Annotated in this window: 11 protein-coding genes and 1 pseudogene; 5 read left to right on the top strand and 7 right to left on the bottom strand. The window is 70.0% G+C overall.

Features of this window, described 5'->3' with window-relative positions:
• Positions 1-31 precede the first annotated feature (31 nt).
• Positions 32-256: pseudogene (locus ACIBLA_RS05865) on the bottom strand (hypothetical protein); the annotation flags it as partial.
• A 228-nt stretch (positions 257-484) separates the two neighbouring features.
• On the opposite strand from ACIBLA_RS05865, the gene ACIBLA_RS05860 reads away from it, so the two are divergent.
• On the top strand, positions 485-1,807 hold the full coding sequence (locus ACIBLA_RS05860) for a peptidoglycan DD-metalloendopeptidase family protein (RefSeq protein ID WP_399197867.1): 1,323 nt from the start codon (positions 485-487) through the stop codon (positions 1,805-1,807).
• Here the strand turns inward: ACIBLA_RS05860 and ACIBLA_RS05855 are convergent.
• The gene (locus tag ACIBLA_RS05855; protein ID WP_363240795.1) at positions 1,688-2,833 is read right to left on the bottom strand and encodes a DMT family transporter; all 1,146 of its coding nucleotides are present in this window, start codon (positions 2,831-2,833) and stop codon (positions 1,688-1,690) included. The two genes, ACIBLA_RS05860 and ACIBLA_RS05855, sit on opposite strands and share 120 nt — an antisense overlap.
• A 282-nt stretch (positions 2,834-3,115) precedes the next feature.
• On the opposite strand from ACIBLA_RS05855, the gene ACIBLA_RS05850 reads away from it, so the two are divergent.
• The 4 genes from ACIBLA_RS05850 to ACIBLA_RS05835 all read left to right on the top strand — a co-directional run bounded on the left by ACIBLA_RS05850 (position 3,116) and on the right by ACIBLA_RS05835 (position 8,313).
• On the top strand, positions 3,116-3,862 hold the full coding sequence (locus ACIBLA_RS05850) for a (2Fe-2S)-binding protein (RefSeq protein WP_399197866.1): 747 nt from the start codon (positions 3,116-3,118) through the stop codon (positions 3,860-3,862).
• A 40-nt stretch (positions 3,863-3,902) separates the two neighbouring features.
• Positions 3,903-5,090 (top strand): glycogen synthase, encoded by a 1,188-nt coding sequence (gene glgA / locus ACIBLA_RS05845; protein ID WP_399197865.1) that lies wholly within the window; start codon positions 3,903-3,905, stop codon positions 5,088-5,090.
• A 47-nt stretch (positions 5,091-5,137) separates the two neighbouring features.
• Positions 5,138-6,355 (top strand): glucose-1-phosphate adenylyltransferase, encoded by a 1,218-nt coding sequence (gene glgC, locus ACIBLA_RS05840; RefSeq protein WP_363240798.1) that lies wholly within the window; start codon positions 5,138-5,140, stop codon positions 6,353-6,355.
• A gap of 152 nt (positions 6,356-6,507) precedes the next feature.
• A complete protein-coding gene (locus ACIBLA_RS05835) occupies positions 6,508-8,313 on the top strand; it encodes a protein kinase (RefSeq protein WP_399197864.1) in 1,806 nt (601 codons plus the stop codon).
• Between the two features lie 245 nt (positions 8,314-8,558).
• Here the strand turns inward: ACIBLA_RS05835 and ACIBLA_RS05830 are convergent, their stop codons facing one another.
• The 5 genes from ACIBLA_RS05830 to ACIBLA_RS05810 form a co-directional block, all read right to left on the bottom strand.
• Positions 8,559-9,605 (bottom strand): ABC transporter permease, encoded by a 1,047-nt coding sequence (locus ACIBLA_RS05830; protein WP_363240800.1) that lies wholly within the window; start codon positions 9,603-9,605, stop codon positions 8,559-8,561.
• Positions 9,602-10,564 carry an ABC transporter permease gene (locus tag ACIBLA_RS05825; RefSeq protein ID WP_363240801.1) on the bottom strand — a complete coding sequence of 321 codons (963 nt, stop codon included), beginning with the start codon at positions 10,562-10,564 and terminating at the stop codon, positions 9,602-9,604. The genes ACIBLA_RS05830 and ACIBLA_RS05825 overlap by 4 nt, the downstream gene beginning before the upstream one ends.
• Positions 10,557-12,185: a sugar ABC transporter ATP-binding protein gene (locus tag ACIBLA_RS05820; protein WP_399197863.1), complete on the bottom strand. Its 1,629-nt coding sequence runs from the start codon at positions 12,183-12,185 to the stop codon at positions 10,557-10,559. The genes ACIBLA_RS05825 and ACIBLA_RS05820 overlap by 8 nt, the downstream gene beginning before the upstream one ends.
• Before the next feature lies 1 nt (position 12,186).
• Positions 12,187-13,275 (bottom strand): ABC transporter substrate-binding protein, encoded by a 1,089-nt coding sequence (locus tag ACIBLA_RS05815; RefSeq protein WP_363240803.1) that lies wholly within the window; start codon positions 13,273-13,275, stop codon positions 12,187-12,189.
• Positions 13,276-13,502: 227 nt separating this feature from the next.
• The gene (locus ACIBLA_RS05810; RefSeq protein WP_363240804.1) at positions 13,503-14,537 is read right to left on the bottom strand and encodes a LacI family DNA-binding transcriptional regulator; all 1,035 of its coding nucleotides are present in this window, start codon (positions 14,535-14,537) and stop codon (positions 13,503-13,505) included.
• Positions 14,538-14,717 lie beyond the last annotated feature (180 nt).

Raw genomic sequence — 14,717 nt, 5'->3', positions numbered from 1 at the left:
GAACCCGCCGACATCGTCACGCCGTTGACCTCTCGAAGTGCCGCCCGCCCAGCGGCGACCGGTGCGGATTCAGGGTCGGGGCGAGCAGCACGTGAACGCCCTTGCGGCGCGGTCCGTCGGACAGGGTGAGAGGACGCAACCCGACGGCCGGTTCGCCGTACATACGCCAGTTGCCGACGCCCGTCAGTAGACGGACCTTCTGCCCGATGTCGAGCTTCTCCAGCAGCCGTTCGGCCTCGTCCTCCGCCCTATACAGCCCCCTTCAATCCTCTTGGAGAGCGCTCTCCCGCCGATTCGCCCAGACTCGCCGGACGGTGCCGGACCTGTCAATGCCGGCCTCTGGGCTGCGATGACGCACGACGGGCGCACAAATGCCGCGTTGGCTCCGGAAGTGAGCCCTTGTCATTGCACATGCGACTGCCCTAAGTTGACCGATTGCGACGTGTCCCAGACGTCCATACCTGCCAGTGGGGGAGCCGAGACCATGGCCGCAACCGGTCGCCACCGCAGATACCAGCCCAGCCGCATCAACCGTGCGTCGCTCACCGTCACGGCGGGCGGCGCGGGTATCGCGCTGCCACTCATCGGGGCCGGCACGGTCAACGCGGCCCCCGTGGAGACGTGGGAGAAGGTCGCCGCCTGCGAGTCCACGAACAACTGGCAGATCAACACCGGCAACGGCTACTTCGGCGGGCTTCAGTTCAGCCAGTCCACCTGGGAGGCGTTCGGCGGCGGGCAGTACGCGCCGCGCGCCGATCTCGCCACCAGGGACCAGCAGATCGCCATCGCCGAGAAGGTCCTCAAGGGCCAGGGGCCCCATGCGTGGCCCCACTGCTCGGTCAAGGCCGGCCTCACCCGCGGTGGCGACGCCCCCGACGTGTCACCGGCCAAGGCCTCACAGGCGAGCGCCCATGACACCAAGAGCGTCCCCCGGAGCGATTCCAAGAAGGCCGCTTCGCCCACGTCCGTACCGACGGAGCGCGAGGGTTACACCGTGGCCGGAGGCGACACGCTCTCCGCCATCGCCGCCTCCGAGGAGATACGGGGCGGCTGGCAGCGGCTGTACGAGGAGAACCGCAGGGTCATCGGCAGCGACCCCGATCTGATCTTCCCCGGCCAGAAGCTGGTGCTGCATGTCTCGGCGCCGGCGAAGGGCAAGCCGGCCGCCGGGGCGCCCGCCCCTCCCAAGGAGGAGGCGAAGAAGCCGGCCGCGAAGGCGCAGCCGTCCAAGCAGGCCGAGAAGCCGAAGGCCGAGCCGCAGGCGGAGAAGCCCAGGGAACAGCCCAAGCAGAAGGAACAGCCCAAGCAGCAGGTCTCGAAGCCGAGGACCACCGAGAAGCCGAAGACGGCCGACAAGCCGAAGACCGCCGAGAAGCCGAAGACCGCCGAGAAGCCGAAGCAGTCGTCCGGCTTCAGCGCACCGGTCAGCGCGGGCACCGGCACCCCGTACCGCAAGGCCGGTTCCTGGGCCAGCGGCTACCACACCGGCGTCGACTTCCCGGTCCCCACCGGCACGTCGGTGAAGGCCGTGGCGGGCGGCACGGTCGTGTCGGCGGGCTGGGAGGGTTCGTACGGCTACCAGGTCGTCATCCGGCACGGGGACGGCAGATACAGCCAGTACGCGCATCTGTCGGCGCTCAACGTGCGGGACGGTCAGAAGGTGAACGCGGGCCAGCGCATCGCGCGGTCAGGATCGACCGGAAACAGCACGGGACCCCACCTCCACTTCGAGATGCGAACGGGGCCCGGCTACGGCTCCGACATCGACCCCATCTCCTACCTCAGGGCGGGCGGAGTCCGCATCTGACCGGACGGTCCGCCGCAGGATGTGGCGCACCACCCCGTGCTCCGACTTGTGCGTCACCTTGCGCGCGGTCAGATGCCGGGCCGGACGCGGCGCCGCCGTCGCCGCGTGGTGGCGAGCGGCCGTGGAGCCGGCCGTCACATGGTCCGCCACCTCCTGAGCCTCCTGGGCGGCGGCGGGCTGCCGGGCGGCCCCCGCCGTCTGCGCGGCGAGCCGCTCCGTCGTCAGGAGAACCAGTCCGGCGGCGGTCAGCACACCGAAGCCGAGGGCGAGCAGGGCGCCCGTCAGGCCGTACCGGAATCCCTCGTCGAAGAGGGTGAGCCCGACCGCGGCGGCGACCACCGGGTTCACGACCGTGACGGTGGCCAGTGGCGCGGCGAGCCCCGCGCCTCGGTAGGAGGCCTGCGAGAGCAGCAGGCCGGATGTGGCCAGGCCCGCTATGAGCAGCAGGGTCGGCACCTGGCCGCTGAACGAGCCCTCGGTCCAGTCGACGGCGACGGTCTTGGTGAAGACCGAGGCGATACCGAAGGCGACACCGGCCGAGGCGGCGAGCAGCACACTGCGCACCGCCGGGCGGCGCACGGCCTGTGCGAGCACGAACAGCAGGGCCACCACGCCCACGGTGGCGCCGGCCACCACCAAGCGCTCACCGGAGGCCAGCGAGTGGGAGCCGGCGGAGCCGGTCAGTGCGAGCAGCCCCGCCAGTCCGAGCGTCGCCATGAGCGCGCCGCGCCAGGCGGCGGCACCCGCCTTGCGGCGGACGAAGACGGCAGCCATCGGCAGGGCGAAGACGATCGTCAGGGCGCCGAGTGGCTGTACGAGGCTCAGTGGGCCGTACGCCAGCGCGACGACATGGAGCACCGCGCCGATTCCGTTCAACGCCACAGCGGCCCACCACACGCCGTGATGCAGGGGCGCGTAGGGGCGGGCGGGCGTGTGCGCCGCGACGCGCTCCTGAAGGATCGCCCCGGCCGCGTACGCGACCGCGGAAACCAGTGACAGCAGCACGGACAGCGCGAGTGCACTCATATATCCACGATCTCTCGCCTGGTGCGATTAGTCGTCGTCCTGAAGACGGCATTACGACGTACTGCTGTAGTAGTACATCCGGAGAGCCCGAGTCATTCCCCTGGTGGTGGCCCCCGCCCCTGGGTGGAGACAACCGGTGTACACGGGGTTCCCGTCCGGGCACCTGTCGCGACCACCCGACGTTACGGACAGTGACGGGTGATGGTGATCGGGTTGATCGGCTTGATCGGGACGCACGGGTCGGTCGCGGGTGGTCGCGGACCGGTCGGAGAGGGAGGGCGGATGGATCTCGCGGAGGTCGGTTCCGTGGGCGGGTTCTTCGCGCTGCGGACGGGGGCGCACGGCGGCGCGTACGTTCCGTTCGCACAGATCTACGCGGGCGGCCTCGCACCGCTGTCGGCGCGCGTCGACACGGTCGCCGGGAAGCTCGGCGCGCCCGAGCGCCGGGTCGCCGCGTCCGTCGCGCAGCTGGGACTCGCCGCCCGGCTCTGGTCGGTCGCGCTCGGCTCGGCCGCGCTGCACGGCGAGGTCCCGGACCTGGACCCCGCGCGGCTGTACTGGGACCCCCATCGCTCCTCGCCCGACGACCTCCGGCTGCCCGAGCCACGCGCCGTCCCGACCGTCGACGCAACGGCCGGCGGCCCACCCGTCACCGCTCTCGCCGAGGCGGTCCGCGAGGTCGTCCAGTACGGCCACCTCGTGCCGCTCGCGGCGGCCCTCCGCGCCGACGGGCGGATCTCCCACCGCCTGCTGTGGGGCAACGCGGGCTCCGCCCTCGCGGGGGCGGTTCGCGAACTCCGCGTCTGGAGCCGACAGGCCGGACGGCCCGAAGCGGGCGAGCGGGCCGCCGCCATCGGCGCGGCGCTGTTCACCCACCCCGACCTGCGCGGCACCGGCACATCACGGGACGGATCCTTCCGGCGCCGCAGCTGCTGCCTCTACTACCGTTGCCCGTCCGGCGGCCTCTGCGGGGACTGCGTCTTCGACCGGCCACCGACACGCTCTTCCGCACGGGAGGTTTCCGGGTGACCATGACAGGGCTGAGATCGTCGGGCGACAGGGGTATGGCGTGAAGGTCGGGCTGCTGACCCGTGAGTACCCGCCGCACGTGTACGGAGGCGCGGGCGTCCATGTGGAGTTCCTGGCCCGTGAGTTGCGTGAGCTGACCGATCTCCGTGTGCACTGCTGGGGCGAGGACGGCGCCGGCGCCGACGAGCGCGCCCCCGGTGTCGTACGGCACCGGGCCGCCGCCGGGCTCGAAGGCGCCAACGACGCGCTGCGCACCTTCTCCGTCGATCTCGCGATGGCCGCCGCCGTCGAAGGCAGCGACCTGGTGCACTCGCACACCTGGTACGCGGCGCTCGCCGGCCATGTCTCCAAGATGCTCCACGGCATCCCGCATGTGATGACCGCCCACTCGCTGGAGCCCCTGCGGCCCTGGAAGGCCGAACAGCTCGGCGGGGGATACGAGTTGTCCGGCTGGGCCGAGCGTTCCGCCATAGAGTCCGCGGACGCCGTCGTCGCCGTCTCGCACGGCATGCGCGCCGACATCCTCGACTGCTACCCCTCGCTCGACCCGGACCGCGTGCGGGTGATCCACAACGGCATCGACACCCGCCTCTACCGCCCGGACCGTGCCACCGGCGTACTGGAGCGGATCGGCATCGACCCCGACCGCCCCTTCGTGCTGTTCGTCGGCCGTATCACCCGGCAGAAGGGCGTCCCGCATCTGCTGCGCGCCGCCCGCGCCCTCGACCCCGAGGCACAGCTGGTGCTCTGCGCGGGCGCACCCGACACGCCGGAGATCGAGGCCGAGTTCCGGGAGCTGGTGGACGAGCTGAGCGGCAGCCGCGACGGGGTGTTCTGGATCCCCGAGATGCTGCCGCGCCCCGACGTGGTCCAACTGCTCAGCCACGCGGCCGTGTTCGCCTGCCCCTCGGTGTACGAACCGCTGGGCATCGTGAACCTGGAGGCGATGGCCTGCGGCACGGCGGTCGTCGCCTCGTCGGTCGGCGGCATCCCGGAGGTCGTCGACGACGGCAGCACGGGCCTGCTGGTGCCGTACGACGAGCGGCACCCGGAGGACTTCGAGACAGCCCTCACCGAGACGCTCAACCGGGTCCTGGACGACCCGGAGTCGGCGGCGGCGATGGGCGCGGCGGGACGGGACCGGGCGGTGCGCGAGTTCGGCTGGGACCGGGTGGCCAGGCGTACGTACGAGGTGTACGAGGAGCTGCTCAAGTCCCGTCAGGGGTAGATGGATCCGGACGGCCGGAACAGAGGTCGCGAACATAAGGAGCGGCGATGCGCGGTGGACCTTCGGTGCTCGGGATCGTGCTGGCGGGCGGGGAAGGCAAGCGGCTGATGCCGCTGACGGCCGACCGGGCCAAACCGGCGGTGACCTTCGGCGGCACGTACCGCCTGGTCGACTTCGTCCTGTCGAATCTCGTCAACGGCGACATCATGCGCAACTGCGTGCTGACGCAGTACAAGTCGCATTCGCTGGACCGCCATGTGAGCACCACCTGGCGGATGTCCAGTCTGCTGGGCAACTACGTCACGCCGGTGCCCGCCCAGCAGCGGCTCGGGCCACGCTGGTATCTCGGCAGCGCGGACGCGATCCTGCAGTCCCTGAATCTCGTCCACGACGAACAGCCGGACTACATCGCGGTGTTCGGCGCCGACCACGTCTACCGCATGGACCCGCGGCAGATGCTGCGGCGGCACATCGAGAGCGGCGCGGGCGTCACGGTCGCCGGCATCAGGGTGCCGCGCGCCGAGGCGTCGCAGTTCGGCATCATCACACCGGGACCGGACGGCACCCGAGTCGACCGCTTCCTGGAGAAGCCGGCCGACGCGCCGGGACTGCCGGGCGACCCCGAGCATGTCTACGCATCCATGGGCAACTACCTCTTCACCACCAAGATCCTCGTGGACGCGCTGCACCGGGACGCCGAGGACGAGTCCTCCGTCCACGACATGGGCGGCTCGATCCTGCCGATGCTCACCGAGCAGGGCATGGCGCAGGTCTACGACTTCGACGACAACCACGTACCGGGCGAGACCGCGCGCGAACACGGCTACTGGCGCGACGTGGGGACGCTCGACTCGTACTACGACGCGCACATGGACCTGATCTCGCACCAGCCGGAGTTCAACCTCGACAACAGACGCTGGCCCATCTACACCCACGCCGGCCAGCTCCCGCCCGCGCGATTCGTGGCGGGCGGCATCGCGAGCGAGTCGATCGTGGCCCCCGGCTGTGTGATCCGGGGCCAGGTGACGCGCTCCGTCCTGTCGCCCGGCGTGGTGATCGAGGAGGGCGCCGTGGTGCAGGGCTCGGTGCTCCACGACAACGTACGGGTGGGCCGCGGCGCGGTCGTACGCGGCTCGATCCTCGACAAGAACGTGGACGTCCCGCCCGGCGCCACGATCGGCGTCAACCCGGTGCGGGACGAGGAGCTGTACACGGTCTCGAAGAACGGGGTGATCGCGCTCGGGAAGGGCCAGCGGGTTCTTTAGCCAACACGCGGGGCATCGTGTTGCGGTGGGCGCACCCAAGAACCGTCCGCTCGTACAGCGCGTCCCTCAACTTCGTCAGGTACATCAACGACGTCTACTCTCATGCGAGTTGCACCGTTGACCAGGCGGGAAGAGCGGGGATTCGCACCAGTATGAGCGGTACGAGGGGTACGAGCGGGGACGGACGCGACGAGCGGGGCGACAGCGTCGAGGGGGGTATCAAGCCGCTCGCGGTGAGCGACCCCGTGCGCATCGGGCCGTACCTGCTGCTCGGGCGACTCGGTGCCGGTGGCATGGGGCGGGTGTTCCTCGCGCGGGCGGACAGCGGGCGGACCGTGGCCGTGAAGGTGGTGCACGAAGAGCATGTGTCCGACGCGCACTTCAGGGCGCGGTTCCGGCGGGAGATCGAGGCGGCGCGGAAGGTCGGTGAGCGGTACACGGCGCCGGTGCTCGACGCGGGTCCGGGCGACGAGCCGCCGTGGGTCGCCACGGGTTACGTTCCCGGGCTCTCGCTGGAGCAAGTCGTGCGGCTGTACGGGCCGTTGCCGGCCGCGGCCCTGCACACCCTGGCCGACGGGCTGCTGAAGGCGCTCAAGGACATTCACGGTGCGGGGATCGTGCACCGCGACCTGAAGCCGTCCAACGTGATGCTCACGGTGGACGGCATGAAGGTCATCGACTTCGGGATCGCGCGGGCGCTCGAGACGTCCGTCGAGTCCTTGTTGACCAGTACGGGGATGGCCATCGGCTCTCCCGGGTTCATGTCCCCTGAGCAGGTGCGCGGGCAGCGCGCGGGGGCCAGGAGCGACGTGTTCACCCTTGGGTGTGTGCTGACGTACGCGGCGACCGGGCAGCTGCCGTTCGGGCAGGGGGCGAGCAATCAGCACGCGGTGATGTTCCAGATCGTGGAGGGCGAGCCCGACCTGGCGCGCGTCGAGGATGCCCCGCTGCGGGCGCTCATCGCCCGGTGTCTGACGAAGGAAATCGACCAACGGCCTGATGTCGACGAGCTGTTGGCGGACCCCGAACGGCCGCGTCCCTCCGCCTCGGGCGGCGCCTGGCTACCTGCCGGCGTCGTCGCGCACCTGGCGCAGCAGTCCGCACGGCTGCTGGACGCCGAGGCGGCGCCGCTGCGGGAGGAGCCCGTGGATCTGGCGACCGTCGGGCTGCGGCCGAAGGGCGGGCCTCCCGAAGCCGCCCCGGCCGACAACGACACCACGACGCGACGGCGGGAGGAGGAGCCGCCCCGTCGGCGCCGCAGGCTCATCGTTCTGCCCATCGTTGCCGTCATCACCGTCGGCGGCGGCACGGTCCTCATGCTCGAGCCATTCGGGGGCGGCGCCGGTGACGGAGCGCGATCCCAGCCACCGGGCAGCAGTGCGAGTGCCACTCCCGGTGACCGCAACTCGTCCTCCGCGCCAAGCGGTTCTCCCACCAAGGGAGGGAACGGGAAGGACGGGGACGACGGCAAGGGCGACAACGGAGAGAAGGGTCAGGGCGCCAAAGACCCGTCGGATGGGCCGAACGCCCGTAGGACTGACGGCAGTTCATCCGAACGCGACAGCGGCTCCGACAGCGGCGGCGGGCCCGGCCCCACGGAACCGTCCGGCTCCTCGGGCTCGGGCGGCGGAGATTCGTCCGGCTCCGGCGGCGCGAGGCCGCCCGCACTGACGAGCTACAAGGCTGACTACACCAACTCGTGTGTCGGCGCGTGCGACATGCCGATCAAGGTGAGCTGGTCGGCGATTCCCCGGGCGACCAGGTACGACATCCAGTACACCAACAAGGGCAGCGACTTCACTGAGAAGAACGTCGACACCACCTACTCAACGGGCAGCACCAGCTACACGATCAAGGGTCCGTACTCCGGCGACGAGATCTGCGTCACGGTGCGCGCGGCCAACAAGTACGGAGCCTCCGCCTGGGCGGAGACCTTGTGCGACACGGTGCCCTACTAGGTCCTGTACGGCGATGCCGAATGCCCAAGATGGTGACGTGGCGGGCCAGTAGCCCCGGATCGGCCCCCGGAGGCGAGTGCCGGAGTCGTCGTGCGTATGGCGACTCTCGACGCGGACGGTCCGACAGGAACGTTCCAGGACGAAACCGGGGAACTGTGCTGGTAGGCGTGGAGTGACGATCGAGGGGCAGCGAGACTGTGCCGCCCCTCGATCGTTGCCGCACGGCCTCAATAAACCTCGGCCCCTCACACCATCCGGCGCCGCCTGCCCAGCCAGGTCTGGGCGATCACCACGACCGCCAGGAACGCGCCGCTGACGACCTGTTGGTACGCCGAGTCGAGCGAGCCGATCTGGTTGATGACGTTCTGGATGACCTTCAGCAGCAGCACGCCCACCAGCGAGCCGCTGATGAACCCGAAGCCGCCGGTCAGCAGCGTGCCGCCGATGACGACGGCCGCGATCGCCTCCAGCTCCATGCCGGTGCCGAGGATCGTGACGCCCGAGACCAGCCAGGCCGCGTTCAGCGCCCCGGCCAGTCCGGCGCACAGGCCGGAGAGGGTGTAGACGGCGATCTTCGTACGGGCCACGGGCGCGCCCATCAGCGCCGCGGCGTCCTCGTTGCCGCCGACCGCGTACACGTACTGGCCGAACCGGCTGCGCCGCAGCATCACCGCGCCCGCGACGAAGAGTGCCGCCGTGATCCACACCGGCACCCCGATGCCCAGCAGCTTCTCCTGGCCGAGGCTCGCGAAGAAGGACTTCTCGTCCACCAGATAGGTGTTGGAGCCCTCGTCGGTGATGGCCAGCAGGATGCCGCGGGCGGCGAGCATCGCCGCGAGCGTGACGATGAACGGCGCGAGCCGGGCCTTCGCGATCAGCAGACCGTTGACCAGGCCGATCAGACCGCAGACGGCGAGCGGCAGCAGCAGCGCCACGAGCGTGCCGTACTGCGATCCCCAGGCGCCCAGCACCCCGCCGAGCGCGAAGAGGGAGCCGACGGACAGATCGATCCCGCCGGTGATGATCACGAAGGTCATGCCGAGGGCGACGATCGCCAGGAACGCCGACGAGACCGCCATGTTCTCCAGGTTGTCGCCGGTCAGGAAGGTGTCGAAGCCGATCGACGCGCCGATGGCGACGAGCAGCAGCGTGACGAGCGCGCCGTGCTGCTGGGCGAGCGCGCTCAGCCGCTCGGCCCGGCTCGCGCCGAGGGGTGCCTCGTCAGTGTCCTTGCCGGGGGAGGGGCCGTTGCCCGTGGCGGGGGCCGGACGCTCCGTGTGGGTGTGGGTCATCGCTTTCCCCGTTCGCGTGCCGCGTAGACCGCCAGCACGATCACGACGGCCTGGGCGATCTGCGTCCAGGAGGGCGGCAGATCGTGCTTGATGAGCGTCGCCGTCAGCAGCTGGATCAGTACGGCGCCGGCCACCGTGCCGCCGATGCGGATCCGGCCGCCGCTGAGCGGCGTGCCGCCGACGACCACCGCGGTGATCGCCGACAGCTCCATCAGCGTGCCGAGCGAGGTCGGGTCGCTGGCCTGGAGCCGCGCGGTGGCGAGCACGCCCGCGATCGCGGCGAGCACACCGCAGATGACATAGACGAGGATCAGCACGCGCCGTACCGGCAGTCCGGCGAGCTGCGCGGCGGGCCGGCTGTCGCCGATCGCGAGGAGCTGCCGGCCGAAGGTCGTACGTTTCACGGTGAATCCGACGGCGACGGCCAGGGCGGCGGCGATCAGTACGAGATACGGGACGCCGAACAGATCGCCCGAGCCGAGTGAGGACATGCCGGGGTCGCGTACGTCCTTGAGCTGCGGCAGCAGTACGAGGGCGATACCGCGCCCCGCGACCATCAACGCCAGTGTGGCGACGATGGGTTGGACACCGATGAACGCGATGAGCGACCCGTTGGCGAGGCCGATGACGGCGCCGCCCAGCATCGCCACGATCAGCGCGACCCATGGGCCGTAGCCGAGGTACAGCGACAGCAGGGACGTCGACAGGGCCATCACCGAGCCCACCGACAGGTCGACGCCCTCGCTGCCGATCGCCAGCGCCATGCCCAGCGCGACGATCAGCACCGGCGCCACCTGCACGGCCTGGGTACGGAAGTTCTCCGTGGACAGGAAGTGCGGGGTGAGCGCGATGTTGACCAGCAGCAGGACGGCGACGCCCGCGTACACCCCGTAGTCCTGGAGCAGACGCAGCAGCCGCGCGCGGTCGACGGGGGCGCGCTTCAGGGCGAGTTCAGTCATGGTCCCTCTCCCCTCCTGAGGAGGTCGTGTCCACCGGTGCGGGGGCCGACGCCGTGTCGGGCGCCGCCGCGGCCACGATCGCCGCCGCGTCCGGGGTGACCGTCTTGAGCGCCGCGTCCGACTCCGGCGCCGCCGCGATCGCCCGCAGCAACTGGTCCTGCGTGACGTCGTCACCGGTCAACTCCGCGACCACGACGCCGTCCTTGAGGACCACCACCCGGTCCGACCCCTCGATCAGCTCCTCCATGTCGGAGGAGATCAGCAGCACCCCGAGCCCCTCGTCGGCGAGTTCGTCGATCAGGCCCTGCACCTCGGCCTTGGCGCCGACATCGATGCCTCGGGTCGGTTCGTCCAGCAGCAGCACCTTCGGCTGCATCGCCAGCCAGCGGGCCAGCAGCACCTTCTGCTGATTGCCGCCGGACAGCTCGCCGACCTTCTGGTGCGGCCCCGACGCCTTGATCCGCAGCCGCTTCATGAAGGTGTCCACGATCCGGTCGACCTTGGTGTCGTCCACCAGGCCGAACCGGGAGAGACCGGGGAGCGCGGCCAGCGCGATGTTCTCCCGGACCGACAGGCCGGGGACGATGCCCTCGGCCTTGCGGTCCTCGGGCAGCAGGCTGATGCCGGCCCGGATGGCGGCCGGCGTGGAGCCCGTACGTACGGCGGAGCCCGCCACCACCACCTTCCCGGAGTCCGGCGGCAGCGCGCCCGCGATGGCCTTCGCCGTCTCGCTGCGGCCCGAGCCGAGCAGCCCGCCGAGGCCCACGACCTCGCCGGGCCGGACATCGACCGACACCTGGTGCAACGTGTGACGTACCGTCAGATCCGCTGCACTGAGCACCGGTTCACGGCCCGCGTGGTGGTCGCCGGTGAATTTGGTGACCCCCTCGCTGCTCACCTCGCCCATCTCACGGCCGAGCATCAGCGACACCAGCCGCAGCCGGTCGAGTTCCGCGATCATCCCGGTGTGCACGAGCTTGCCGTCGCGCAGCACCGTGACCTTGTCGCAGACCTCGTACAGCTCGTCCAGCCGGTGGCTCACGTACACCACCGCGATGTCGCGCTCCTTGAGCATCCGGATCACGCCGAACAGGGTGCGCACCTCGCGCGGTTCGAGCGACGACGTCGGCTCGTCCATGATGACCACCCGCGCGTCGACGGAGACCGCCCTGGCGAGCGCCACCATCTGCTGCGCGCCGACGCCCAGCGTCCGCAGCGGACGCTTGACGTCGACCCGCAGTCCCAGCGAGCGCAGCGCCTCGTCGGCCTCGCCGTGCATCCGGCGGAAGTCGATCAGCCCCAGTCTGTTCCGGGGCTCGCGCCCCAGGAACAGATTGCGTGCCACGCTCATCAGCGGGACGAGGTTGACCTCCTGGTAGATCGTGGAGATTCCGGCGTGCTGCGCCTCCAGCGGGGTCTGGAAGCGCACCGGACGCCCGTCGTGGACGATCTCGCCCGCGTCGGGCTGGTACACACCGGTGAGCACCTTGATGAGGGTGGACTTCCCGGCGCCGTTCTCGCCGATGAGCGCGTGGACCTCGCCCGGCAGTGCGGCGAAGTCCACGCCGTCCAGCGCGCGTGCGCCCGGGAACGTCTTGGTCAGACCGGTGACCGACAGCACGTCAGTAGGCCTTGCCCAGATCGGACTTGGCGTTCTGCGGGGTGTAGGCGCCGTCCTGGATGACGATGTCCTGTGCGACCTTCTCGCCCTTGGTGAAGGCGTCGAGGGTCTGGAAGGCGAGCGGCCCGAAGCGCGGGTTGGACTCCACGACCCCGGAGATCCAGCCGTCGACGATGCCCTGGACGGCGTTACGGGTGCCGTCGACCGTCACGATCTTGACGGCTCCGGCCTTCTTGCCCGCGCCCTTCAGGGCGTTGACCGCGCCGAGGCCCATCTCGTCGTTCTCGGCGTAGATCCCGGTGATACCGGGGTTCGACTGGATGAGCTGCTCGGTGACCTGCTGGCCCTTCTCACGGGCGAACTCACCGGTCTGCTCGAACACCACCTTCAGACCAGGGGCCTTGGCCTTGATCTGGTCCTTGAAGCCCTTGGTGCGTTCGGTGGTGACGTTGTTTCCGGCGGCGCCGAGCAGGATCGCGACCTCGCCCTTGCCGCCGGTCGCCTCGATCATCTGGTCGGCCGCGCGCTTGCCCTGCTCGATGAAGTCCGAGCCGATGAAGCTCACATAGTCCTTGCAGGCGGTTGCGTTGATCTTGCGGTCGATGGTGATGATCGGGATCTTCTTCGCCGCGGCGCTGCGCAGCACCGGGCCCCAGCCGTCGGAGTTGAGGGGCGCGATCACCAACAGGTCGGCGCCCTTGGCTATCAGGTCCTGGACGTCGCTGATCTGCTTGGAGAACTGCGTCTGGGCGTTGGCGGACAGGAGCTTGATGCCCCGCTCCTCGGCCTCGGCCTTGATGGACGCGGTCTCGGCGATCCGGAAGGGATTGGCCTCCTTCTCGGACTGCGAGAAACCGACCGTGGCGCTCTTGAGGTCGGTCTTCTCGCCGCCGAACTGCGTGATGTCACAGGTCTTGTCGTCCGCGCCGGGCGTGGCGACGACCTGGCCGCTGTCCTTCTCGCCGGCCGACGAGCTCTTGTCGGCGGCGTCGTCCTCTGACTTGGCGCAGCCGCTGAGCGCGAGTGCGCCGACGAGACTCGCGGCGAGGACGGTAGTGGTGGTGGTACGGCGGACGGCGGAAAGCTTCATGAGGATCCCCATCTCGGCGCGGCTCCGGCGACCGGGACGCTCGCGGAGGTCGGCTCGTACAGAACTGGCGAACTGGACTGCCGGGCCGCCGGTCTGATCGACCGTCGGCCCGACGGACTGCTGGAGCAGATGTGCGGGAGTCGTTCGGAACGGTTTTTACATCGTTGTACGAAGGCTGTAAAGCCTTCGCGCGATAACGGCTCCACGTGCGGGGGCCGGTGGCGGTCTCAGTGACGGTCCTGTCGGCTGCCGAGTGTGCTCTCCCGCTCCACCAGCCGGAAATCGGCACGGAGTTCGCGTGAGCTGTTGCCGACGGGGTCTCCTGTGCCCAGCAGCCGGTTGACGACCGAGCGCACGGCGAGCCGGGCGATGGTCTGTTTGTCCGGCGAGATGGTGGTGAGGGTCACAGCCCCGTACCGGCCCTCGGTGATGTCGTCGAAGCCGACGACCGCGACGTCCTCGGGGACCCGCAGTCCCCGCTCGGACAGCACCCGCATCGCCCCGATGGCGATCAGGTCGTTGTACGCGAAGACCGCGTCGGGCGTCACACCCGAGTCGAGCAGCTGATTCATCGCGTCGGCGCCGTTGGCATGGTCCCAGCCGCCGGTCGGGGCGATCAGGGAGTCCGGCGCCGGCAGCCCGGCGGCCTTCAACTCGGCGCGCCAGCCGCGCAGTCGCAGATGCGACGGCTCGTTGACCCGGTCGGTCCTGGCGCCCAGGAACGCGATCGTCGACCGGCCGAGATCGAGCAGGTGCCGTACCGCCGTCCGGGCGGCGGCCACGTTGTCGATCGCGATGTGGTCGTACGGCAGGTCGTACTCCCGCTCGCCGAGCAGCACCAGCGGCGCGTCCTGGTCCCGGCCCAGCAGGTCCTCGGTCTCCAGCTCGATCGGGCTCAGGATCAGCCCGTCGATCACCCGTGCCCGGAAGCCCTGGCTGACCAGGACCTCCTGCTCGCGGCGGCCACCCGTGTGGTCGAGCAGCACCGTGTACTCGTGCTCCGCCGCCACGTCGATGACCGATCCCGCCAGTTCGGCGAAGTACGGGTTGCCCAGCTCGGGCACCGCCAGCGCGATGATCCCGGTGCGGCCCTTGCGCAGATGCCGGGCCGTGAGATTCGGCCGGTAGCCCAGCTCGTCGATGGCCAGCTGGACCCGGGCCCGCATCGCCGGGGTGACATGCCGGTAGTTGTTCACCACGTTCGACACGGTCTTGATCGAAACGCCCGCGCGCTCCGCGACGTCCTTGAGGCTGACGGTCACCGTATTTCCCCTCCGAGGTCGGCCCGAAGGTCGCCCCTGCCCAATCTGTACAACGTTATATACGTTGCGGGACGCGCTTTGTCATGGCCCTGGACAGCAAGTGGACCGGCATGTTGTCATGCCAACTGCCGTTCCTTCCAACGTTGTACAGACTGTCGCAACGAGCCGCCACCCTCGGAC

The sequence above is a fragment of the Streptomyces sp. NPDC050433 genome (genome assembly GCF_044458565.1).
Taxonomy (GTDB): Bacteria; Actinomycetota; Actinomycetes; order Streptomycetales; family Streptomycetaceae; genus Streptomyces.
This window is presented reverse-complemented; position numbering and strand designations above follow the sequence as displayed.